Origin of the sequence: Jeotgalibacillus salarius, assembly GCF_004405125.1 — a bacterium.
In the GTDB taxonomy this organism is placed as follows: Bacteria; Bacillota; Bacilli; order Bacillales; family Jeotgalibacillaceae; genus Jeotgalibacillus; species Jeotgalibacillus salarius.
In genome coordinates this window covers 60,865-82,671 of sequence record NZ_SORX01000003.1, presented here as the reverse complement: position 1 = coordinate 82,671, position 21,807 = coordinate 60,865, and the positions used below count along the sequence as shown (strand labels likewise).

22 protein-coding genes are annotated in these 21,807 nt (G+C 43.3%); 13 read left to right on the top strand and 9 right to left on the bottom strand.

All coding sequences use genetic code 11. The features are described 5' to 3' along the window. Positions 1-11: 11 nt before the first annotated feature. Positions 12-353, bottom strand: coding sequence for a CHY zinc finger protein (locus E2626_RS05580; RefSeq protein WP_134380625.1), 342 nt, complete (start codon positions 351-353; stop codon positions 12-14). 104 nt (positions 354-457) lie between these two features. Between E2626_RS05580 and E2626_RS05575 the strand changes: the two genes are divergently transcribed. From E2626_RS05575 to E2626_RS05550, 6 genes are all read left to right on the top strand, one after another. Then, the gene (locus E2626_RS05575) at positions 458-2,218 is read left to right on the top strand and encodes a sensor histidine kinase (RefSeq protein WP_134380623.1); all 1,761 of its coding nucleotides are present in this window, start codon (positions 458-460) and stop codon (positions 2,216-2,218) included. A gap of 2 nt (positions 2,219-2,220) precedes the next feature. Next, positions 2,221-2,940 (top strand): LytR/AlgR family response regulator transcription factor, encoded by a 720-nt coding sequence (locus tag E2626_RS05570; protein WP_134380621.1) that lies wholly within the window; start codon positions 2,221-2,223, stop codon positions 2,938-2,940. Between the two features lie 138 nt (positions 2,941-3,078). Continuing rightward, positions 3,079-4,536 carry a carbon starvation CstA family protein gene (locus tag E2626_RS05565; RefSeq protein WP_134380619.1) on the top strand — a complete coding sequence of 486 codons (1,458 nt, stop codon included), beginning with the start codon at positions 3,079-3,081 and terminating at the stop codon, positions 4,534-4,536. A 331-nt stretch (positions 4,537-4,867) separates the two neighbouring features. Continuing rightward, on the top strand, positions 4,868-5,422 hold the full coding sequence (locus tag E2626_RS05560; RefSeq protein ID WP_134380615.1) for a methyltransferase family protein: 555 nt from the start codon (positions 4,868-4,870) through the stop codon (positions 5,420-5,422). Between the two features lie 18 nt (positions 5,423-5,440). Further along, positions 5,441-6,940: a phytoene desaturase family protein gene (locus E2626_RS05555; RefSeq protein ID WP_134380612.1), complete on the top strand. Its 1,500-nt coding sequence runs from the start codon at positions 5,441-5,443 to the stop codon at positions 6,938-6,940. A 182-nt stretch (positions 6,941-7,122) separates the two neighbouring features. Continuing rightward, complete coding sequence (locus E2626_RS05550; protein ID WP_134380609.1) at positions 7,123-7,605, top strand: hypothetical protein; 483 nt, start codon at positions 7,123-7,125, stop codon at positions 7,603-7,605. A gap of 51 nt (positions 7,606-7,656) precedes the next feature. On the opposite strand, the gene E2626_RS05545 is transcribed toward E2626_RS05550, so the two are convergent. Both E2626_RS05545 and E2626_RS05540 read right to left on the bottom strand, forming a co-directional pair. Then, positions 7,657-9,213 carry a BCCT family transporter gene (locus E2626_RS05545; protein WP_134380606.1) on the bottom strand — a complete coding sequence of 519 codons (1,557 nt, stop codon included), beginning with the start codon at positions 9,211-9,213 and terminating at the stop codon, positions 7,657-7,659. Positions 9,214-9,342: 129 nt separating this feature from the next. Then, positions 9,343-9,861, bottom strand: coding sequence for a DNA topology modulation protein (locus E2626_RS05540; protein WP_134380603.1), 519 nt, complete (start codon positions 9,859-9,861; stop codon positions 9,343-9,345). A gap of 467 nt (positions 9,862-10,328) precedes the next feature. On the opposite strand from E2626_RS05540, the gene rsgA reads away from it, so the two are divergent. Then, a complete protein-coding gene (gene rsgA, locus E2626_RS05535) occupies positions 10,329-11,381 on the top strand; it encodes a ribosome small subunit-dependent GTPase A (RefSeq protein ID WP_244094250.1) in 1,053 nt (350 codons plus the stop codon). Positions 11,382-11,504: 123 nt separating this feature from the next. Further along, positions 11,505-12,149: a DUF4166 domain-containing protein gene (locus E2626_RS05530; protein ID WP_134380597.1), complete on the top strand. Its 645-nt coding sequence runs from the start codon at positions 11,505-11,507 to the stop codon at positions 12,147-12,149. A gap of 251 nt (positions 12,150-12,400) precedes the next feature. Here E2626_RS05530 and E2626_RS05525 read toward each other — a convergent pair whose 3' ends face one another. From E2626_RS05525 to E2626_RS05515, 3 genes are read right to left on the bottom strand one after another with little or no spacing between them, the layout of a single operon-like run. After that, on the bottom strand, positions 12,401-12,982 hold the full coding sequence (locus E2626_RS05525; RefSeq protein WP_134380594.1) for a sulfurtransferase TusA family protein: 582 nt from the start codon (positions 12,980-12,982) through the stop codon (positions 12,401-12,403). Positions 12,983-13,001: 19 nt separating this feature from the next. Then, complete coding sequence (locus E2626_RS05520; RefSeq protein WP_134380591.1) at positions 13,002-13,349, bottom strand: rhodanese-like domain-containing protein; 348 nt, start codon at positions 13,347-13,349, stop codon at positions 13,002-13,004. A gap of 16 nt (positions 13,350-13,365) precedes the next feature. After that, positions 13,366-14,778 carry an MBL fold metallo-hydrolase gene (locus E2626_RS05515; protein ID WP_134380588.1) on the bottom strand — a complete coding sequence of 471 codons (1,413 nt, stop codon included), beginning with the start codon at positions 14,776-14,778 and terminating at the stop codon, positions 13,366-13,368. Between the two features lie 187 nt (positions 14,779-14,965). Here E2626_RS05515 and E2626_RS05510 point away from each other — a divergent pair, with 187 nt between their 5' ends. The 5 genes from E2626_RS05510 to E2626_RS05490 all read left to right on the top strand — a co-directional run bounded on the left by E2626_RS05510 (position 14,966) and on the right by E2626_RS05490 (position 18,837). Next, on the top strand, positions 14,966-15,766 hold the full coding sequence (locus E2626_RS05510; RefSeq protein WP_134380585.1) for an amino acid ABC transporter substrate-binding protein: 801 nt from the start codon (positions 14,966-14,968) through the stop codon (positions 15,764-15,766). Next, positions 15,753-16,454, top strand: coding sequence for an amino acid ABC transporter permease (locus E2626_RS05505; RefSeq protein ID WP_134381120.1), 702 nt, complete (start codon positions 15,753-15,755; stop codon positions 16,452-16,454). The genes E2626_RS05510 and E2626_RS05505 overlap by 14 nt, the downstream gene beginning before the upstream one ends. Positions 16,455-16,466: 12 nt before the next feature. Further along, positions 16,467-17,216, top strand: a complete 750-nt coding sequence (locus tag E2626_RS05500) for an amino acid ABC transporter ATP-binding protein (protein WP_134380582.1) — start codon at positions 16,467-16,469, stop codon at positions 17,214-17,216. 295 nt (positions 17,217-17,511) lie between these two features. After that, entirely contained in the window at positions 17,512-18,294 is a 783-nt protein-coding gene (locus tag E2626_RS05495; RefSeq protein WP_134380579.1) for an HAD family hydrolase, read from the top strand. 81 nt (positions 18,295-18,375) lie between these two features. Next, positions 18,376-18,837, top strand: a complete 462-nt coding sequence (locus E2626_RS05490; protein ID WP_134380576.1) for a DUF4064 domain-containing protein — start codon at positions 18,376-18,378, stop codon at positions 18,835-18,837. Between the two features lie 44 nt (positions 18,838-18,881). Here E2626_RS05490 and E2626_RS05485 read toward each other — a convergent pair whose 3' ends face one another. The 3 genes from E2626_RS05485 to E2626_RS05475 are packed head-to-tail and all read right to left on the bottom strand — an operon-like array spanning position 18,882 to position 21,651. Then, positions 18,882-19,595, bottom strand: a complete 714-nt coding sequence (locus tag E2626_RS05485) for a hypothetical protein (protein ID WP_134380573.1) — start codon at positions 19,593-19,595, stop codon at positions 18,882-18,884. Continuing rightward, positions 19,595-20,653: a FecCD family ABC transporter permease gene (locus tag E2626_RS05480; RefSeq protein WP_134380570.1), complete on the bottom strand. Its 1,059-nt coding sequence runs from the start codon at positions 20,651-20,653 to the stop codon at positions 19,595-19,597. Before E2626_RS05480 ends, E2626_RS05485 begins: the two co-directional genes overlap by 1 nt. Continuing rightward, entirely contained in the window at positions 20,650-21,651 is a 1,002-nt protein-coding gene (locus tag E2626_RS05475; protein ID WP_134380567.1) for a FecCD family ABC transporter permease, read from the bottom strand. The genes E2626_RS05480 and E2626_RS05475 overlap by 4 nt, the downstream gene beginning before the upstream one ends. Between the last annotated feature and the right edge of the window lie 156 nt (positions 21,652-21,807).

Genomic DNA, 21,807 nt, shown 5'->3' with positions numbered 1-21,807 from the left:
AAGAGTAATGGTTATGCTTCAAAGTAATAGTGTTTGTGCAGACTGCACCCCGGATTGAAGTGCGAATGGCATGATGGACATTGGGAATTTGACTTTAAGTATTCACTTATGGTGAGTTCCATTCCGCACTTTCCGCACAAAATTGCTTTTTCATCAAAACGTTCTGAAGGCCACACCTGTCTGTTGTCACAACCATGCTCATTGTGACAGCTGACACATGGGAAGTAACGACCACAGCAGTAAAACTTGATCGCGATAATATCTAGTTCGCTGTGGTAATGGACACATCTTGTCTCAGAATCAGTTACTGCACCGTATACTTTACGACCGTGAATAAATTGTGTCGAATTCATTTTTTCACCTCTTAATCTTTAGCTTATCATATGAAGAATTCAGGTTCTCCATTTATTTAAAAAGGTGATATGATAGCGTTAACAAAAATTCAGAAGGTGATCTTATGCTTGTACTCGCAATGCTTGAAAGACTTGGAATTATCGTAACAGTTGCTTTCCTGCTGACGAGACTGCCCTTTTTCAGAAGACTCTTTGACGCACAGCTGCAAATTAACTTCAGGCAGCGGCTGATTTTAGTTATTGTATTCGGCTGCTTTGGGATTATTGGAACGTATACAGGTATTGTTGTGAACCCCATTGATGATTCAATGAACAGGTGGACAACAGTATTAAATGAAGATGAAGCGTTGGCAAACTCAAGGGTACTTGGTGTTGTCGTAGCAGGTCTGCTTGGCGGCTGGAGAATCGGTGTGGGTGCAGGTCTTATTGCAGGTGCTCACCGCTTTTTCCTGGGTGGTTTTACAGGCTTTGCATGTGGTCTTGCAACAATAGTCGCAGGTGCAATTGCCGGCATTATTTCTAAGAAACAGAAGAAAAACAGGATTGTCACTCCGCAGGTTGCATTTATTGTAGGGGCATCTGCAGAAGCAGTGCAGATGTTAATCATTCTTGGAATTGCGCGTCCGTTTGATCTGGCACTGGCACTTGTACAGGATATTGGTCTGCCGATGATTATTGCAAATGGAATCGGAACAGCATTATTTATACTCATTATACGCAGTGTCGTTCAGGAGGAAGAGCGGATGGGAGCTGTCCAGTCTCAAAAGGCGCTTAGAATCGCGAACCTGACGCTGACACATATGCGAAAAGGGTTAACGCCTGTTTCAGCTGGAGAAGTGTGCGCTATTCTGTATGAGGAAATTCCATCTTTAGCTGTTGCAATTACGGACCGGAATAAAATTCTTTCCCATATTGGCAAGGGGCTTGATCACCATGGCACAGGGGAAGAGATCCGGACAGAAGCAACGAAATATGTGATTGAATCCGGTCAGGGGGTAACCGTTGGAAAAGAATCTATTCAGTGTGATAATCCGGATTGTATGCTTCAGGCAGCTGTCATTGCGCCGCTGAAAAGAAAAGATCAGACAATCGGAACACTGAAGGTCTATTTTTCTTCAGAGCGAATGATCTCGCCAATTATGCTTGAACTGATTAGGGGTTTATCGACATTACTCAGCCACCAGCTTGAAATTGCAGACGGTGAAAAGCACAAAGAACTTGCCAGGGAATCAGAAATTAAAATGCTGCAGGCACAGGTCAGCCCGCATTTCTTATTCAATGCGCTCAATACAATCGTCTCTTTGATCAGAACGAACCCTGACCATGCGAGAAAGCTGTTAATTTCTCTTTCAGCATTTTTCAGGCAGAATTTGGCGGGTACAACGCGCCAGGTGTCAACGCTGAGTGAAGAGGTTGAGCATGTGAAATCATATTTATCCATTGAAGAAGCGAGGTTTTATGACCGGCTTGATGTCTATTATGATATTGAAGATGAAGCACTGTTAGCGGCAGTGCCGCCACTCACACTTCAGCCGCTCGTTGAAAATGCTGTTAAGCACGGGTTGAAGGGGAAAAGTGAAGACGGTAAATTAACTGTCAGAGCAAATAAAGAAGAAAACCGTATTAAAATAGAGGTTGAAGATAACGGTGAAGGAATTGAATCAGCCAGAATTACTTCTCTCCTTGAAAGTCCGGTTGCATCAGAAAAAGGAACAGGGATCGGCCTGTATAATCTGAATGAACGCCTGGTTAAAATGATAGATGAAAAATCCAGGCTGTCGATTCAATCAGAGAAAGGGAAAGGCACAGTAATAAGCTTTTCAGTCCCATGCCCGAATGCGAAGCGTCTGGAAGAGGTGATGTAACAATGGAAATACGTGCAGTGATTATTGATGATGAGCCGCTTAGCAGACAGGAACTACTTCACCTTTTATCAGAGCACCCTGATATTCAAGTGATCGGGGAGGCGCCGTCTGCTGAAAAAGCAATGGAGATCATTCTGACAAAAGAGCCGGACGTATTGTTTCTGGATATTGAAATGACCGGTATGAATGGCGTCGAGCTTGCAGAAACGCTTCAGAATATGAAAAAACCGCCGGCGATTATATTTGCAACAGCCTATCAGGATTATGCCGTAAAAGCTTTTCGTGTTGAAGCGGTGGATTATCTGTTAAAACCATTTGACGAAAAGCAGCTGGTGCAGGCTGTCAATCGTCTGAAGATAAGGTTGAAGCCGGCTGAAGTAAAACCACCGTCTACAGGAAGACTGGCTGTTCAGAGCGAAGACCGGATTATTTATCTGGAGCCGGATGAACTTTTATACGTTTACAGAGAAGGGCGGGATACGTTTTTAGTCAGTGAAAAAGGAACGTATCCGACTAAATTGTCGCTCAAAGAACTAGAGCAGAAACTGAAACATTACTCATTTTTCAGGGTTCATAAAGGCTATCTTGTGAATATCAAAAAAGTCGAAGAGCTCGTATCATGGAGTACCAATGTATTTGAATTGAAAGTAAGAAATAGCCAAAAACTGATTCCAGTCAGTAGAAATTATGTAAAAGAGTTACGGGAAACGCTTGAACTGTGAAGATTCTCTTCATACAGTTCAGGCGTTTATTTTTACTTTTCAACCTGAATAAATGTCACGTTAACCGATTCTTGTCCAAAAAATGAACGGAGGCGATAAAATGTAAGCGGATACAAAAAAGATGAGGGGGAAACATAAATGGTTACATTTCTCGTCGCAATTGCCATTTTAATTGTTGGGTATTTTACGTACGGAAAGTTTGTAGAAAAAGTATTCGGGGTGAAAGAAGAACGGATGACACCAGCATATGCAAATGCTGATGGTGTGGATTACGTGCCGATGGATACAAAGAGAAATTCAATGATTCAATTACTGAATATTGCAGGAGTTGGGCCAATCTTTGGACCGATCATGGGGGCGCTTTACGGACCTGTTGCATTTTTATGGATTGTATTCGGCTGTATTTTCGCCGGAGCGGTTCATGATTATTTAACAGGGATGATCTCGATCAGAAACAAAGGTGCTCACCTGCCTGAACTTGCGGGTAAATTTTTAGGAAAAGCTTTCAGACATGTAGTAAATGCATTTTCAATCCTTTTACTGGTGCTTGTCGGAACTGTATTTGTGACGGCACCGGCAGCATTAATTGCAGACATTTCACCAGCCTGGATTACAATGGGCGCAATTATCGTCTGCATCTTCCTGTATTATGTTGTCGCAACACTGCTTCCGGTTGATAAAATCATCGGACGCTTGTATCCGATCTTTGGCGCGCTGCTTTTGATCAGTGCGATTGGAATTGGTGGTGCACTGGTCGTTCAAGGGCATCCGATTCCTGAAATGACTTTTGAGAACATGCATCCGGCCGGACTGGCAGTATTTCCATTGTTATTTTTGACAATTTCATGCGGGGCACTGTCAGGCTTCCATGCAACACAGTCACCAATCATTTCAAGAACAACACAAAAAGAGGGTCAGGGAAGAAAAATCTTCTACGGCATGATGATTTTAGAGGGTATTATCGCAATGATCTGGGCAGCTGCCGGCATGGCGCTGTTTAACGGAGCAAACCTGAATGAAATTCTGGCTGCGGGCGGACCAGCTGCAGTTGTAAGAGAAGTTTCAATTACAACACTTGGTGCAATTGGCGGAACACTAGCCATTATCGGGGTTATCATCCTTCCAATTACATCAGGCGATACTGCATTCAGAAGTGCGCGTATGATTATTGCGGATTATATTAAAGTGGGTCAGAAGAAGATGTCCAACCGTCTATGGATTGCAGTACCGCTATTTGTGATTTCAACCGTACTGACACAGGTTGATTTCAATCTGTTGTGGAGATATTTCTCCTGGGCAAACCAGTCAACCGCGATGATTGCTTTATGGGTAGGTGCAATGTATCTGGCACTCCAGCGTAAAAATTTCTGGATTGCAGCGGTCCCTGCGGCATTTATCACAATGGCAACGTTCACTTATATTCTCAATGCAGAAATCGGATTCCAACTGCCGATTAGTGTTGCATATGTCGGAGCGGCTGTGATCACAGCCGGATCAATTGTGGCGTTTTTCTATACAGTACGTGCGCGTCTTGCGGCAAGCGATTCAGGACTGCGTCCGATTGTTGTGGATGAAGATCTGGATCAATCAGCCTAAAATAATGAAGGCGTTTCAGTGAATATATGAAAGGGTCCTCAACCCAGAGCGGTGGCGAAGAACATTCGTTTTACGCTGCCCTGTGTTGAGGATCCTTTCGTTTTCAGGAACACTGTTTTTTCAGCTCATTTATTAAAGGGCATAAAGGCCAGCCTGAGAAATCAACAATTATTCTGATAAAACTCAATACAATTGAAAAAACCTTCTTTACGCACATTAGAAGGTTTTTTCATGCTTAAAATAGGCAATAACAGTAATATATGAGCATCTTATTCATTGTTTTAAATCTGAAAATTCTATATATTTAAAGAGTGAGCGGAAGGAGAGTCCAATGTCTGTAGCTGAATGGATTTTTATTGTCGTCAGTATTGCGTGGGTTGGGGAGTTTGTATTCTTCCGCAATCGGGGTACCGGTGAGGGAGACCCTTTGGAACAAAGATCTTTTTATTATATTCTGGCGAGTCTGATGGGGATGATCCTGCTTGCGCTGTTTCTTCAGGAGTTGAGAGGTACTGGTATCGGCGAAGTGCTGATATGGATTGGACTGACTTTTTTTGCGCTGGGTGTGTTTTTAAGATATTGGGGCATTTTGCACTTAAAGGCCCAATTCACCCGTCATGTTACGATCAGAGAAGGAGATCAGATTGTCAGTACAGGTCCCTATCGTAAACTGAGGCACCCGCTGTATACAGGTCTTTTTTTTATTGGAACAGGAATGACGCTTTTTTTCACAAGTGTCATTGCAACAATCCTGGGTATCATTGTTTTGGTATTCACTTTATTAATCCGGATTCGTTATGAAGAGAAGTTGCTCATATCAAAATTCGGACCGGAATATGAACAATGGATGAAGCACAGGTTCAGGCTGATTCCATTTATATACTGATTATAAGGGAGTGGAAGTATGAAAAAGAAAGCAATCGTAGTTGGAGCAGGACTGGCAGGAATGTCAGCAGCAATTCGCCTTTCAGGTGACGGATATGATGTGAAAATCATTGAAAAAAACAGTAATGTAGGCGGCAAATTAAATAAACGTGAAGGAAAAGGTTTCAGCTTTGATACGGGTCCTTCAATTTTAACGATGCCCTGGGTACTAGAACAACTGTTCACAAGTGTCCATAGAAGAGTTGAAGATTACATAACAATTCAAAGAGTGGAGCCTCAATGGCGTACTTTCTTTGAAGATGGGACAAAAATTGATGTCACAAGCGATCTGCCTGACATGCTTGAAGAAATGAAAAAAGTATCCGGCGACTCATCTGCAAAACTGACTGAGCTCATCCACTATGCTGAGAATATGTACGAGCTATGTATGAAGAGTTTTTATAAATACAGCCTTGCTGATCTGAAGGATTTGAAACAGCATCATACTTTAAAAGAGCTTATGGCAATGGACCCATTGAGTACAGTAGCAGACGGTACAAAAAAGCGTCTCAATAACAAATACCTTGAGCAAATGTTTAATTTCTTTGTCATGTATGTGGGCTCAAACCCTTATCAGGCACCAGCCATTTTAAATCAGCTGATCTATGTGCAGCTTGGACTTGGCATCCATTATGTAAAAGGCGGCATGTATAACATCGCTGAGGGAATGAAAAAACTGCTTGGTGAACTGCGTGTGGATATTCAGTTAAACTCACCTGTAGACCACCTGGTAATCGAGGGCAAGGAAGTGAAAGGAGTTCGTACTGCAGATGGTACGCTGCATGAAGCAGATATTGTCGTATCAAACCTGGAAGCTATTCCTGTATACCGTAACCTTGTCCCGCATAAAGAAGGTCAAAAAGAAGCGAAGAAATTAAATAAAAAGTTCATGCCGAGTGTGTCAGGACTCGTATTATTGCTTGGTGTAGACAGACAGTTCGATGATCTGAAGCATCACAACTTCTTCTTCTCGGAAAATCCGGAGAAAGAATTCAGTGATATTTTTGATAAAGGCATTCCATCTGATGACCCGACCGTATACATCGGAATCTCTGCCCGATCTGATGAAACACAGGCTCCTAAAGGAAAGGACAACCTGTTTGTACTGACTCATGTGCCTCCTTTAAAAGAAGGAGAGCAGGGTAAGTACGACTGGGCTGAGTATCGTGAGCTCGTGTTAGACAAACTCGAGCGAAATGGCATGAAAGGGCTGAGAGATTCGATTGAATTCGAATATCGCTTCACGCCTGAAGATCTTGAAGAGTTGTATGGACCTAACGGGGGCTCAATTTATGGAGTAGCTTCTGATAAGAAAAAGAACAGTGGATTTAAGATACCTGCAAAAAGTGAGCTGTATGAAAACCTTTATTTCGTAGGTGGCTCAACTCATCCCGGCGGCGGAGTGCCAATGGTGACGCTCTCAGGTCAGCTGACAGCAGATCTGATTAAGGAACATGAAACACAAAAACAAATGTCTTGATGTAACATGTAATAGTGAGCTGTTTGTAACGTCAGTGAAGGATGATGTTACGAACAGCTTTTTTATATGCTTGGAGAAGTATATACATGAATGAAAAATATGTTTAAAAAGCGCTTTAAAAAACAGGAATTTCCATCTTTCTAGAGAATGTAATGGTAAACAGGGCTGGAGGATGTATACGTATGAAATTAAAGAAATCTGCAAAAATCGGACTAGCGATTATCTCTCTTTCAGCAGCTGCACTGATTACCGTGAATGCAATGATTTCAATCCCTTCATTTGATCATGAAGACGCATCTTCATATTTAGAAAAAGAAGTGGCAGAGGTTAATCGGCAGGGAGTTGTAACTGACGCTTTTAAAGTGTTCGGAGGAAATGATGAAGAGTTGTATATCTGGTACTCTTTTGAAGAGTTTCTGGTAGAGAAAAATGATCACGGCACGTCTGGATCTCTCGCTGTGAAACTATTCATGGAGAATGGAAAAGTAATCGGTCATGAACTGCCGGCAGAAGGAGAACTGTATACTGACAGCATGAAAAAGTTATTTCCATGGCATGTCAGGTGGCGAATGCCGAATGGGGATGTACCTTCTTCCATAGAGCGCGAGATTGATATTCAACAAAGCGCGATCATTGCTGAGCTGGAAGAAAGTGAGGATGACTGACAAGAGACTGACAAAAAAACTGCCAGGGACTATTCCCTGGCAGTTTGATCACTATTTACCTTCACGTTCTTTTTTTTCGGCTTTCATTTGTTTTGCTGTCTTCAGTTTTGGTCGCGGAAACTCTTTTCTGAGCAAGTTAAATAATGTAAACACCATAAAGATCAAAATGATCGTAAATGGCAGAGCTGAGACGAGTGAAGCTGTCTGCAGACCTTCCAGGCCACTCGCAACAAGCAGTACAGCAGCGATAGAACCGAGCAGCACACCCCATACGATGCGGATGACTAACGGTGGGTTTAATCCGCCGCTTGTTGTCATACTGCTGATAATGTAAGTGGCTGAGTCTGCTGAAGTGATCAGGAATGTCAGAATCAGCAGAATCGAAAGCACTGATAATACAGTTGATAACGGTAATTGATCAAATGTTGCGAACAACGCACTCGTTACATCGTTATTAACAGCTTCGGCAATAGAAGTCCCCTGGAATAAATCAAGGTGTAGTGCAGTACCGCCGAAAACGGCAATCCACAAAATTGCAATCACCGGGGGAACAACCAGTACACCCACAACGAATTCACGGATTGTACGTCCTCTGGATACACGTGCAATAAATGCACCGACAAATGGTGACCAGGCAATCGCCCATGCCCAATAGAAAATCGTCCAGTCGCGAACCCATGTGCCTTCTACGTATGGCTGAAGACGCAGACTGTATCGGACAAAGTTTGTAATGTAATCTCCAAGTCCAAGTACGAATGTTTCCAAAATAAAGACTGTTGGTCCAACAAAGAATACGAATATCATTAGTACTAGTGCTGCGCCAAGGTTGATATTACTCAGCCATTTGATCCCTTTATCAATTCCGGTTGTCGTTGATATGAGAAACAACGCAGTAAGCACCAATGTGATCATGACCTGTACAAAGGCGTTATTTGGAATATTAAGTACACTGTTCAGACCACCATTGATCTGCAGTATTCCGAGTCCAAGTGATGTTGCAACACCCATCACTGTTGCGATCACTGCCAGGATATCAATTGTCTGATTAAGAGGCTGCTTCATTTTTCCTTCTTTAATAATTGGTGACAGACTCGTGGAAATTAAGCCATTTGTTTTTCTGCGGAACTGGAAGTAAGCAATAATCAAGCCGACAATGGCAAACACTGACCACTGACTGACACCCCAGTGGAAGAAAGAATAGGCCATGGCAAGTCTTGCACCTTCCTGAGTTAGTGGCTCAGTTCCGGCTTCAGGAGATGCGTAGAAATGGCTCATCGGTTCTGCGATACCCCAAAATACAAGACTTACACCGAATCCTGCTGAGAATAACATCCCGATCCAGGTGAAAACCGGATATTCGGGGCGTTCTTCATCCCCACCAAGTCTTACACGTCCATATCTGCTTAAAGCGATAAATATTAAAAATAATACAAAGAAGAATACGGCTAGCAGATAAAGCCATCCAAATGATTGGGTTGTGAATCCGAACGCAGCATTCGCACCCGAGGCGAACTGGTTGGGTAAGAATGCTCCAATCAGCACAAGCGTAGCAATGATTGCAGCAGATATGTAAAATACCCTGCCGAGCGGTTTTTTCTCTTCTTTCATAATGTCTCCTTTCCAAATCCCTAGTTATTTGATCCGTCTTAGTGCTTAATTCCCTATATGTAAAATGACTAAACGGATTATACGTAAGTTAACATACTAAGTTTTAGTACGAAAGGGGTGGAGTGACAGCTATTTGCTATATGAAGAGGGGAGATTGTTGAACCACTTTGAAGTTGCAGATGGTGATTTTAAATGAACGATCCGCTCTATAGAAGAACGGCTTAGCTTTTCAATCACTTGAGGCGCTTGCCGGTCATTATAAAAGTAAATCCATTTTAAGAAGTCCAGATCTATTTTTTCTTTACAGCCTTCCGTCATGTCCGGACGGCTTTTTCCGTGATACATCAGCCTGCGTTTAACTGCCCGCAGCAAACAGGTCCATCTTGAGTAGTGAAGAAATATAACAGTGTCACATCTTTGCAATCTACTATCTAATGTACCGCCAAAGTTGCCATCCATAATCCATTCATCCGCTGCCATCAGATGCTCTATCTCCGCCCGGAATATATCTCTGTCTGTGGGAGTCCAGCCGGGTTTCCAGAAAATTGTATCAAGGTGGTAGACAGGGATTGAAAGTTTCTCGCCAAGCTGTTTTGAAAGGGTTGATTTGCCAGCTCCGCCTGAACCAATGATCAAAATTCTTTTCATTTTTAGAACCTCCATATCAAAAATAGTTGATGCGTAAAAGTACTATCATTTGTTTCTGCACAGCTGGTGATTGAAGCGTAAGGGGGCGACTCCTGCGGAAAAACGATCGGGAAAGACCCCGCAGGGCAATGGTTTTCTGCCCGAGGAGGCTTGAGCGTTCGTCCGCGGAAAGCGTCCCCCTGAAGTGTAAATCAACAGCCAACTTAATATAGCAAGAATTGTTTTCAAAAAAACCGCTAGTCAATCATAGCGCTTTCAATTATAATGAACAAGAAGTATTTGGAAAGGGAGTGATGTATGATGAGAAGCCAAAAAATCATTGTCTCAATTGTACACAACCCGTTTGCCCACTTAGAGGCTTCCAATTAAGGAATAGGATCTTTCTGGTTAAATATCAGAAGTCCGCGGGTTTGTGTACACTCACAAATCAGCGGACTTTTTTATTTGAAAAACAGGAGGAAACAATATTGACTACATTAACGAAATTAGGATGGAACGAAGACTGGCAAAAGAAAGCAGGATCATCAGCATACACACCTGCAAGAATCATCACTGAGTACAAAAACCTTTATAAAATACAAACAGATTCCACAATATATTTAGCTGAAGTAACCGGGAAATTCCGTCACCAGTCGCAGGTAAGGGAAGATTATCCTGCAGTCGGGGACTGGGTGATGGTCTCGCTTCCTGATGGTGAAGGGCATGCAATGATTCATGAAGTGCTTGAAAGGAAATCGAAATTTTCAAGAAAAGCAGCCGGGGAACTGACAAATGAACAAATCGTTGCTGCAAATATCGATACAGCTTTTCTCGTGATGTCTTTAAATCATGATTTTAATCTGAGGAGGATGGAAAGATATTTAATTGCAGCGTGGGAGAGCGGGGCAAATCCTGTAATTGTTCTTTCAAAAGCGGATCTTTGCGAAAATAGTGATAAAAAAGCAGGGGAAGCAAGTGCTGCAGCGATGGGCGTTCCGGTACTAGTGACAAGCGCTTATGAAGGTACTGGTCTAGAAACATTAAAAACTTACATTGATGAGGGCATGACAGTCGCTGTCATGGGCTCATCAGGTGTCGGGAAGTCGTCTATCATCAATGCACTGATTGGCGAAGAAAAGATGCTGGTCAATGATATTCGTGAAGATGACAGTAAAGGAAAGCATACAACTACACACAGGGAGCTGATCATGCTGCCTGAAAAAGGTGTCATCATCGATACGCCGGGAATGAGAGAGCTGCAGCTGTGGGAATCAGACAGCGGCTTGTCACAGGGCTTTCAGGATATTGAGGCACTGGCTGGATCATGTCAGTTCAGAGACTGCAGCCACGAAACAGAGCCGGGCTGTGCAATTCAGCAGGCAATTGAAGACGGGGAGCTGGAACAGGATCGCTACGACAGTTATGTGAAGCTGCAGAAGGAACTTGCTTATCTTGATAGAAAGTCAAATAAGCGCGAACAGATTTTGGAGAAGAAAAAGTGGAAAAAGATCTCCCAATATCAAAAACAGATTCATAAATAATCTTTTCAATTGGCGCCATTCATCTTTTCTGATGAGTGGCGCTTTTGCAGACCCATTCAATGAACGCGCTGAGTTCCGTGATATAATAAATGTGTTAAGTAAGTCCAAAGGAGGCGTGTCCGGATGAAGTCAATGTTTCAAAAAGCAATGGACGAGGAGTTTTCAAGATTACACCCATCTCTGCAAAAAAAGTATGCGTTGAACAGTACATCTGACTATAAAGTCATTACGAAAGGAACCATGCATGAAATTAAGGGCGGTTCCAGGCTGGTGCGGAAAGTATCTCATTTAGGTGTGAAAATGAACTTTGCTTTTCCTGAAAGAGGAGAAGAGATTCCTTTTTATATGGAGAACGCTGCATACAGAGACAGACATGGACGGGAAACGATGTCATGGAGAAGGAGTTTTACTTTTCCTGAAACGGTCCGCTGTTTCTACGATAAGATGAAAGAAGGGGAGCGCCCGAATTCAGTGGATAACTTCACTGATCAATGGGGCATTGCACGGCTGCCGCTTATGTTAAAAGCCACTCAGACAGGTGGCATGCTACTCACTTCACGTGACATGACGTTTCATATTGGAAAGAAATATATAAAGATTCCAAGGCTGCTCGGTGTCAGGGCGACTGTACTTGAAGAATATAATGATAAAACTGAGCTGATTGACGTTCATATTCATATTTACCAGCCTTTGTTTGGAACAATTTTATCCTATAAAGGGTCTGTTGAGATGTTGTTCCCATCTTTATCTGTAGGTACCGGAGAGTAGATGACGCTTTCCGGTTTTTTATTGAATATGGAATAGTTCAAATTACATGATTCCACGAACCACCGCGATGATTCTCTGAACCCCCCGGTTTATTCTCAGAACAGGACCTGTTATTCTTTGAACCATTCACTGTATTCTCCGAACATCAGCAACAATCCTACGAACCTCTGTTACTCTCGTCAACCACCCGCACCAAAAAGCACAAAAACCCGAAAAGCATGATCTGCTTTTCGGGTTTCATCAACCATGATTTATCTCGCACCTGCAGTTGCTGCAAGTGAAGTTGCGATTGGACCATTCCATTCACTCATACCTGGTGTTACACGGATCAGGTTCTCGCGTCCGTTTGATCTGATGTTGTCACATGCAGCCTGACTGCGTTTACCTGATTTACATAGTACATACACTGTTTCTTCTTCAGGCAGTGCTGCAATGTAGTTTTCAACCTGTGCAAGGGGAACAGAGTGAGCGCCAGGAATGTGTCCGCCTGCATACTCTTCAGGCTCACGCACATCAAGAATCACTGCCGGCTGTTCAGCAATAATTGCTTCAAGCTCTTCATTACTAATAGACTTCAGTTCTGTTTTTGGCACGTACTGCTTTTTTTCCACGCGTTTAATATAGTGTACCTGAACCTTGCCTTCTTCAGTTCCTGACAAGTATTCATTACCTGTAGATTTGCACCATGCCTTCATATCTGCAAGGGAACCCTGGTCAGTTGTTGTGATTTCAAGCACTTCACCTTCCTGTAGGTTCGCCATTGATTTCTTTGTACGTACGATTGGCATCGGACAAGCTAAGCCCTTTGCATCTAATTTGTGATCTGCATGCATAAAATGTAAACACTCCTCATTATAGTTGATTCATCCCGCCGCGAACGTTCGCAACGTTTTTAAATCCTTTTTTCTTTAAAATTTTTGCTGCCTGTGCACTGCGCATTCCACTTTGGCACAGCACAACTGTTTCTTTCTCAGGGTCCAGCATGGATGTCTGATTCGGCAGACTGCCAAGCGGTATATTGTCAAACCCTCTCATATTACGTGATTTGAATTCTCCAGGTGTTCTGACGTCAATCCACTGAGAATCCTTTGTTTTTTTCATATTCTTTAGTTCATCCGGGGAAATGGTGCGTACACCCTTCGCCGGCATCATGCGCCAGACGAAGAAGAGTACGACTGCACCAATTAAAATCCATTCCATTAAGCTGGCCCCTTTCTTAGTTGGTTACAACTTCTTTAGGACGGTTATTAGACCATGCGTTGAATCCGCCGTTCAGGTGTGTCACGTCATCAAATCCAAGTGACAGCATCACACTTGCAGCGATTGCAGAGCGTGCGCCTGACTGACAGTGAATTAATACCGGCTTGTTTTTATCAAGCTCTTTACCTGCGTCGCGAAGGTGTCCAAGCATTTTGTGCTCTGTTCCTTCTATGCGTCCGCTGTTCCATTCAGAATCATTACGCACGTCAATGACCTGATAATCAGTCTGATCCTTCTGCTTTGCAAACTCTTCAGTATCAACAGACTGATACGTTTCAGTTGCAACAGACTCGATCAGTGAAGGTTCAGCCAGCTTTACAACGTTATCTAAATGGATAGAACGCAGAATCTTCATTGCTTCTTCAGCCTGGTCTTTTTCAACAACAAGCGCAATTTTTTCATCGTAATCGACTAACCAGCCAGACCAGTTTGGCAGCATTTTTCCGAATGGAATGTTGATTGAACCGGGAACAAGTCCTTTTTCAGCTTCTTTAGACTGGCGTGTATCAATCAGAATGTTGCCATCCTGTTTGCTGAATTCAACTACGTCTTCAGCGTTTACGAACCACTCAACAGTTGGATCTTCAACGATTGCAGGTCCAAGCTTATTTACTTTTTTCATTTGAGCAAAATATTTAGGTGCTTCCGGCTGATCTTTCAATAGCTCATCAATAAATTTCTGTTCATCGTTTTCATTTAAAGCCCAGTTAAATTGCTTTTCATACCCTACAGTAGATTGAGGGACAGCACCAAGTGATTTGCCACATGCACTTCCTGCACCGTGACCCGGCCATACCATCATGTGATCAGGCAGATCTTTGAAACGCTGAAGTGATTTGAACATTGATTTTGCACCGGTTTCAGCAGTACCTGCAGCACCTGCAGCTTTTTCAAGTAAGTCAGGGCGTCCGATATCACCAACAAAGACAAAGTCTCCTGTAAAGATACCCATTGGCTTATCAGCACCGCCGCCAAGGTCAGTTAAGACGAATGAGATACTCTCAGGGGTATGACCTGGTGTGTGCATGACTTCAAATTTGATATTTCCAATCTTAAATTCGTCACCATCTGTAAGCGGCTGAACATTTAAGTTGTCAGTGTATTGATATTTCCAGTCATTATCGCCTTCATCTGAAAGGTATAGTTTTACACCATGCTTCTCAGCAAGCTGGCGGGCACCTGATACAAAGTCAGCGTGGATATGAGTTTCAGTCGCAGCCGATACATTCAACCCTTCTTTTTTTGCATCTGCCAGAATTGGCTCAACGTCGCGTGGGGGATCTACAAGAATGGCCTCTCCAGTACGCTGACATCCAACTAAATATGAATATTGTGCAAGTTTATCGTCAAAATAAGAACGGAATAACATTGTTTAACTCCTCCTAGTTCGTTTCACAGAGATTTTGTTAATACCCTGTGGGGTATATTTGTATTAAAACATCTCCTGAAAATAAATGCAACCCCGGAGCTCAAAAAATTTCGGTATTTACAATTTACCCGAATCAACGTACAATCATGCTTATGACATAAATCCGATAAGAATAGGTGGTTTTAATATGAAGAAAACTTTAGCAGCATCAATACTATTAACAGGGGTACTTGCAGGTTGCGGTTCATCTGAAGAAGAAAGCAATAATACGTCAAGTGAGGACCAGAATCTTCTTGAATCAATTCAGGAAGAAGGCGTCATCGCAGTTGGAACGGAAGGAACGTATGCACCATTTACATTCCATGATGACTCTGATGCCCTCACAGGTTATGACGTAGAAGTAATGAACGAAGTAGCAGAACGTATGGGTGTGGAAGTGGAGTATAACGAAACACAATGGGACTCCATGTTTGAAGGACTAAACTCAGAGCGTTTTGATGTGATTGCGAATCAGGTTGGGATTAATGATGAGCGTCTTGAAACGTATGATTTCTCACATCCATATACACTTTCATCTGCAGTAGTCGTAGTGCCTGAAGAAAACAGTGATGTATCTTCATTTGAAGATATCGAAGGAAAGCAGTCAGCACAGTCGTTAACAAGTAACTACGCTGATATCGCAACTGAATATGGTGCTGAGCTTGTACAGGTTGAAGGACTTGCACAGGCAATTGAACTGATTAAAACAGGCCGTGCAGAAGTAACGGTCAATGATAAGCTTGCCATTCTGGACTTCGAACAGCAGCAGCCAAATGCAGGAATTAAAATTGCTGCCGAAGAAAGTGACGTTTCAGAAAGTGCATTCATGTTCCGTCAGGGAAATGAAGAACTGGTTGAAGAATTTAATAAGCATTTAGAAGAGATGCAGGAAGACGGTACACTGACTGAAATCTCAGAGAAATGGTTTGGCGAAGATGTTTCTCAGTAATTTTATACTAGGAGCAGCGGATCCATTAGTTGACTGGGAGCTGTTTTGGTCTTCAATTGGACCGATGGTGGGAGGCGGAATCAAAAATACGATTCCGCTTACTCTTTTTGCTTTTACATTTGGCTTGATCCTTGCGCTTTTGACAGCACTTGCACGCCTCTCGGGTAATAAAATCCTTTCAGGCATTGCAAGAGTATATGTATCAGCAATCCGGGGAACGCCGCTGCTTGTTCAGTTGTTTATCGTATTTTATGGTCTTCCGGATCTGGGAATTACGCTCGAACCGTTTCCGAGTGCAGTCATTGCATTTTCGTTGAATGTAGGTGCGTACGCTTCTGAAATCCTGCGTGCATCTATTCTTTCAGTTCCAAAAGGACAATGGGAGGCGGGGTATACGATTGGGATGACTTATCCTCAAACGCTGCGCCGCATTATCATACCGCAGGCAACAAGGGTGTCTATTCCGCCGTTATCAAATTCCTTTATCAGCCTGGTAAAGGATACATCACTTGCTTCTCAAATATTAGTGATAGAACTGTTCAGAAAGTCGCAGGAAATTGCCGCAAGGACTTACGATTTTCTTCAGTTATATATTACAGCTGCAATTCTGTACTGGATTGTCTGCTTTGTCCTGTCACTTGTTCAGGGCAGGATTGAGAAAAAGCTGGATCGCTATGTCGCAAAATAAGGAGTTGATCAGATGCAGATTCAGGTGAAAAATCTTCATAAATCTTTTGGCGATCTTGACGTGCTTCGGGGCATTGATCTAGACGTGCCAAAAGGAAGTGTCGTCGCAATTATCGGTCCATCCGGTTCCGGCAAAACAACTTTTTTACGGTGTTTAAATGCACTTGAAATGCCAAATCAGGGGCTGTATCAATTCTCTGATGGTTTCAAGCTGGATTTTTCCAAACAGCCAAAAAAGAATGAAATCCTGAAGCTTCGCCGAAAATCCGGTATGGTCTTTCAGTCATACAACCTTTTTCCACATAAAACAGCACTTGAAAACGTCATGGAAGGTCCTGTGATTGTACAGGGTCTGAAAAAAGAAGAAGTGCGTGAAAAAGCAGTCTTTCTGCTGGAAAAAGTGGGTCTCGGGGAGAAGATGCACCTTCATCCGCATCAACTCTCCGGCGGACAACAGCAGCGTGTAGGCATAGCACGCGCCCTGGCGATTCAGCCGGAGCTGATGTTATTTGATGAGCCGACTTCAGCACTTGACCCTGAACTGGTGGGCGAAGTGCTAAGCGTTATGAGAGAACTCGCCAAAGAAGGACAGACCATGGTCGTTGTGACACATGAGCTGAAGTTTGCTGAAGAAGTTGCCGATCATGTCATGTTTATCGACGGCGGTGTCGTAGTAGAACAAGGGCCGCCAAAAGAAATACTGAAAGCACCAAAAGAAGCGAGAACGAAGCAGTTTCTTGACCGGGTGCTGAATCCATCATAATTTTTATTGTTCCCCGCAGCTTGTGATGGCTGCGGGGAATTTTCTACGGATGGGGATAGGTCAAATTACACTATTCTATGAACCAACGTGATTTTTCTCCGAACCACCCGAGTTATTCTCCGAACAGGGCATGTTATTCTCCGAACATCACGTGTAATTCCACGAACTCCGCTCGAAATTTCACGAACCAGCAAATGCACTGCACCGCCCGGACCACCAAAATCCTAAAAACCAATTGCTTTATCCACCGAATTTTGTGACAATATTACAATCTAACTGAACTGGAGCTGACGATATGCCATCTGCAATCTTTTTCGATCTTGATGATACACTTTTATGGGATAAAAAGAGCATTGAAACCGCGCTTGAAAAAACAGTGAAGGATGCTGAAGATTTATATGGGGCAAACCCGGATGAACTGCTTGCTGAAGTAAAAAAAGCAGCACCGCAGCTTTATCAGAAGTATTCGTTTTACGATTTCACAAAAATGATTGGCATTAATCCATTTGAAGGACTGTGGGGAAGTTTCGGAGACCCGATCCATCATCAATTCAGGGAAATGGGAGCAGAGATTGAACAATTTCAAAACAGCGTGTGGGAGACAGCTTTACGCTCATGTGGTATTGATCAATCAGGCAACGTGCTGAGGAAGTGTTTCATTGCACACAGAAAAAATTCTCCATTTTTATATGAAGAAACGCTTGATGTATTAAAGGAATTGAAAGGTAGAGGAATTAAACTTTCCATTATTACAAACGGCGCTCCTTCACTTCAGCTGGAAAAACTGCGTATTACACCTGAGTTGGTTTCTTACTTTGATCACATTGTGATATCAGGGAACATAGGAGAAGGAAAGCCGGGTCAGGCAATCTTTGAGCATGCCCTGAGAGTAACGAATCAATCTGCACAAGACGTATGGATGGTTGGAGACAATTTGAAAACAGATATTCTCGGAGCAAATAGAATGGGTATACATAGTGTCTGGATTCAGCATGACGCGTCAGTTGTGCCGGGGAAAGGTGAAGGTTCACCTGATCAGACTGTTAGCCGTTTGAAAGAAATATTAAATCTGCTATAAAAGTTGAAACCTTTATGTGTAAGATTTCGTAAAGAAGGGGATAAGGAAATCATACATATTACATTACTGGGAGGTAATCAGATGAAAAGAACAGCAGAAGGTGTATTGACGATTATTGGTATCGTCGTCAATATTTTAATGATGATCGGTGTATTTATTATGAGTGCATTATTTAACGATCCGGCCATGCAGGAGGAAATTGAGAGGGAATTTCAAAATGACCCGGCTTTGGCTGATGCAGGGATAGACCCTTCGGTGATAGCAGGCTGGTTTGAAAACCTGGGCGTATTCTTTAATGTAGTCGTTATTATCAGTACAATTTTAAGCTTAATCTCATTATTCGCAATGAAACGCAACAAAAAACCAAAGCTTGCAGGCGGATTACTCATTGCAAGTGCACTGGTTGTAGGATTGGGTACGCTTCTCTTAGGATGGCTGCCGGCACTCTTATTCCTGATTGCAGGTATCATGTGCTTCGCGCGCAAGCCGAAAGTAGTAGAAGATCCTTATACGCATTCAGATGATGAGATGAGACCTTTATAATCACAAAACGCGCTGTTCCCGAGTGAGGAACAGCGCGTTTTTCCTTATTCTTTAATCAGACAGCAAGTCCGGCAATTTTTCTTACCGGGCAGCATGTATTTATAACAGCACGTACTGCGAACACGTGCATCCTCAAGTTCCCGCTTCGCTTTGAATGCATCCAGATGTGAGAATGGATTAAGTTCATCCTCTCCAAAGAAATCCTCAGTGACAATCTGCTGCCAATGAGCGTCCCAGTCACGCTGCTCGAGTCCTTGTAACTCAGGTGCCAGGCTTTTATAAAACCATCTCAAATAAATAAAGAAGTTTTCCCAAAGCACAATCTGCTTTACTTTCCCGGCTTTTTCAACTGACAGGATCAATGGTTTGACCCAATCGAAGTACAGTTTGCGCAGTAATTCATCCCATTCAAGATCCTCTTCGTAAGAACGTATCCCGCTCAAGTGTACACCGATTTGAAAAGGAGCATCCTGATCGTGCACGAGCTTGACATCAGAAGAAGCCAGGTCCCAATTTTCACCGCTTTTATAATGTGCAAGCAGTACACTGACGAGTGTAAAGGCTGTTCGCTTCATTGAAAGTGAACCGGCCACCATCAGCTTTGGTGCTTCCTGAAGCTGCTGGATGTACGCAATGTCATCTGCAGCGGTATCAGGATCGGACCATTCTGAAAGGTTCCATTCCGTACCCAGTTCAGTTTCACTGAATCTGACAGGGAAAGCGTCTTCTATATATGAAAAAAGTTCATTTTGTTTCACTATTTTTTGCCCCTTTCCTTAAATAATAGATAGATAAAGTAAGGTGCACCTATAGCTGCTGTGAAAACACCTGCTGGTATTTCGAGCGGTGCAGCAATCAAACGGCCCATTAAGTCAGCCAGCATGACAAGTCCTGCACCGATTAGAGCTGACATCGGGATAAGAGAGCCGAAGGATGAACCAATCAGTTTCCTAGCAAGGTGAGGTGCCATGAGCCCTACAAAGCCGATACCGCCTGCAAATGCGACAGAGCCGCCTACGAGTCCAGTGCTGATCAAAAGGATCAATATACGCTGTTTTGACACGATTGAGCCCATAGAGGTGCTGATGTCATCCCCCAGTTCGAGAAGATTCAGGTGACGTGCCATGAATAGTGCGGCCAATAATAGTACGCTGACCCATGGAAGCAGAATCCAGACCTGACTCCACGTCGAGCCATTTACTGAACCGGTAATCCATATATTTGCCTGACTTGCACGATAGATTGGTCCAATCAGCATCAGCATTGTCGTAACCGCATTGGCAAACAATGAAAGACCAATCCCGATCAGCACAAGCCGGATTGGAGAGAGACCATTTTTCCATGAGAAAACATAAACAAGTACGGCTGCAATGAAAGCACCGAGAAAAGCTGCTACCGGTAACCATTGTATCGATACAGACAGTGCCCCGTTCGAATCACTGAATAATACAAGAAACCCGACAACAAATACGCTGGCGCCACCTGAAATTCCGATGACATCGGGTGATGCGAGCGGATTTCTGACCATTCCCTGCAGCAATGCACCTGCTACTGCGAGTGCGATCCCGACCAGCAGTGAAATCAGCACACGCGGAAGTCTGAACTCTTTGATCACCAGCTCATTCAGCGGCTCACCTGCTCCAAAGAATACTTTGATAATATCCTGTGGCGGAACCCATACTTCCCCTAAGCCAAGACTGATGAGAAATGCACCAATTACGACAACCAATGCAATCAGCATACTGATCGTCGTACGTTTATCAATAAGAAAGGAAGGTCCTCTTTTACCAAGACGGACGGGTTTAAAACGACTCATTGTGAAGACCCCACCTTTCTAGCAATATATATAAAGATTGGTGTCCCGATGATTGCAGTCATGACACCTACAGGGATTTCCTGCGGCATAATGACATACCTTGCAGCGATATCAGCAGCGAGTAATAGAATTGCGCCGAGTAATGCAGACATCGGTAAAAGAGTTCTGTGATCGACGCCGATCCATTTTCTCGCCAGGTGGGGAATCATAATACCGATAAATCCGATCGGTCCGGCAACTGAAACTGCTCCGCCGGCAAGAAGGACAACGATCACACCGATCCATATTTTCAAAGGTCCCGTTTTGACACCAAGTCCATTTGCCACATCATCGCCCATTGCTAAAATGTTAAAGGATCTGGAGAATACCAGTGCAATGATAAAGCCGGCAGCCAGATATGGAAGGGCTGTCTGTAATAGCGCCAGGTCCCTGCCCTGAATAGATCCTGCAAGCCAGAACATCACTGATTCCAAAGCTGACTCATTCAATACGAGAAGACCTTGTGTCACTGAAGCGAAAAGAGCCGACAGTGCTGCGCCAGCCAATGTCAGCTGCAGTGGAGACAATCCTCTTTGATCCAGTGAACCTAATGCGAAAACAGCAGTAATTGCGACTGCTGCACCTATAAAAGCAAGGATTGCAAATGTATGGAGCGAACTGACATTTAAAATCGTGACGCCAATCACGACCGCAAGCCCCGCTCCTGCGTTCACACCGAATATACTGGGAGACGCCAGCGGGTTTTTCGTCAGTGTCTGCATCAGCACACCTGATACTGCGAGTGCTGCTCCGACTGCCGCTGCAATGAGTGCTCTGGGCACTCTGACACTCTGTATAATAAGATGGGCATTTGAACCGTCAAACGCTGTAAAGGACTGAATAATCTGCTGAAGTGAGGTTTGCTGATAACCAAACCGCACGCTGGCAAACAACAGCAGCAGCATCACGATAAATGCGCCTGAAATTGAGAATAGCGTAAAGAGTTTTGATGATTTCATGATGAAAGATCCTTCCTGACCACAAGTAGGTCTATTATAACGAAGAAACTGTTTAATGAAAATGGTTTTCATTTAGATGTTGACACAAAAGCCTTTGTTGATTATGCTTAAACAGTTAGTGAGAACCATTATCAATATAAGGTTAAGGGGCGTATA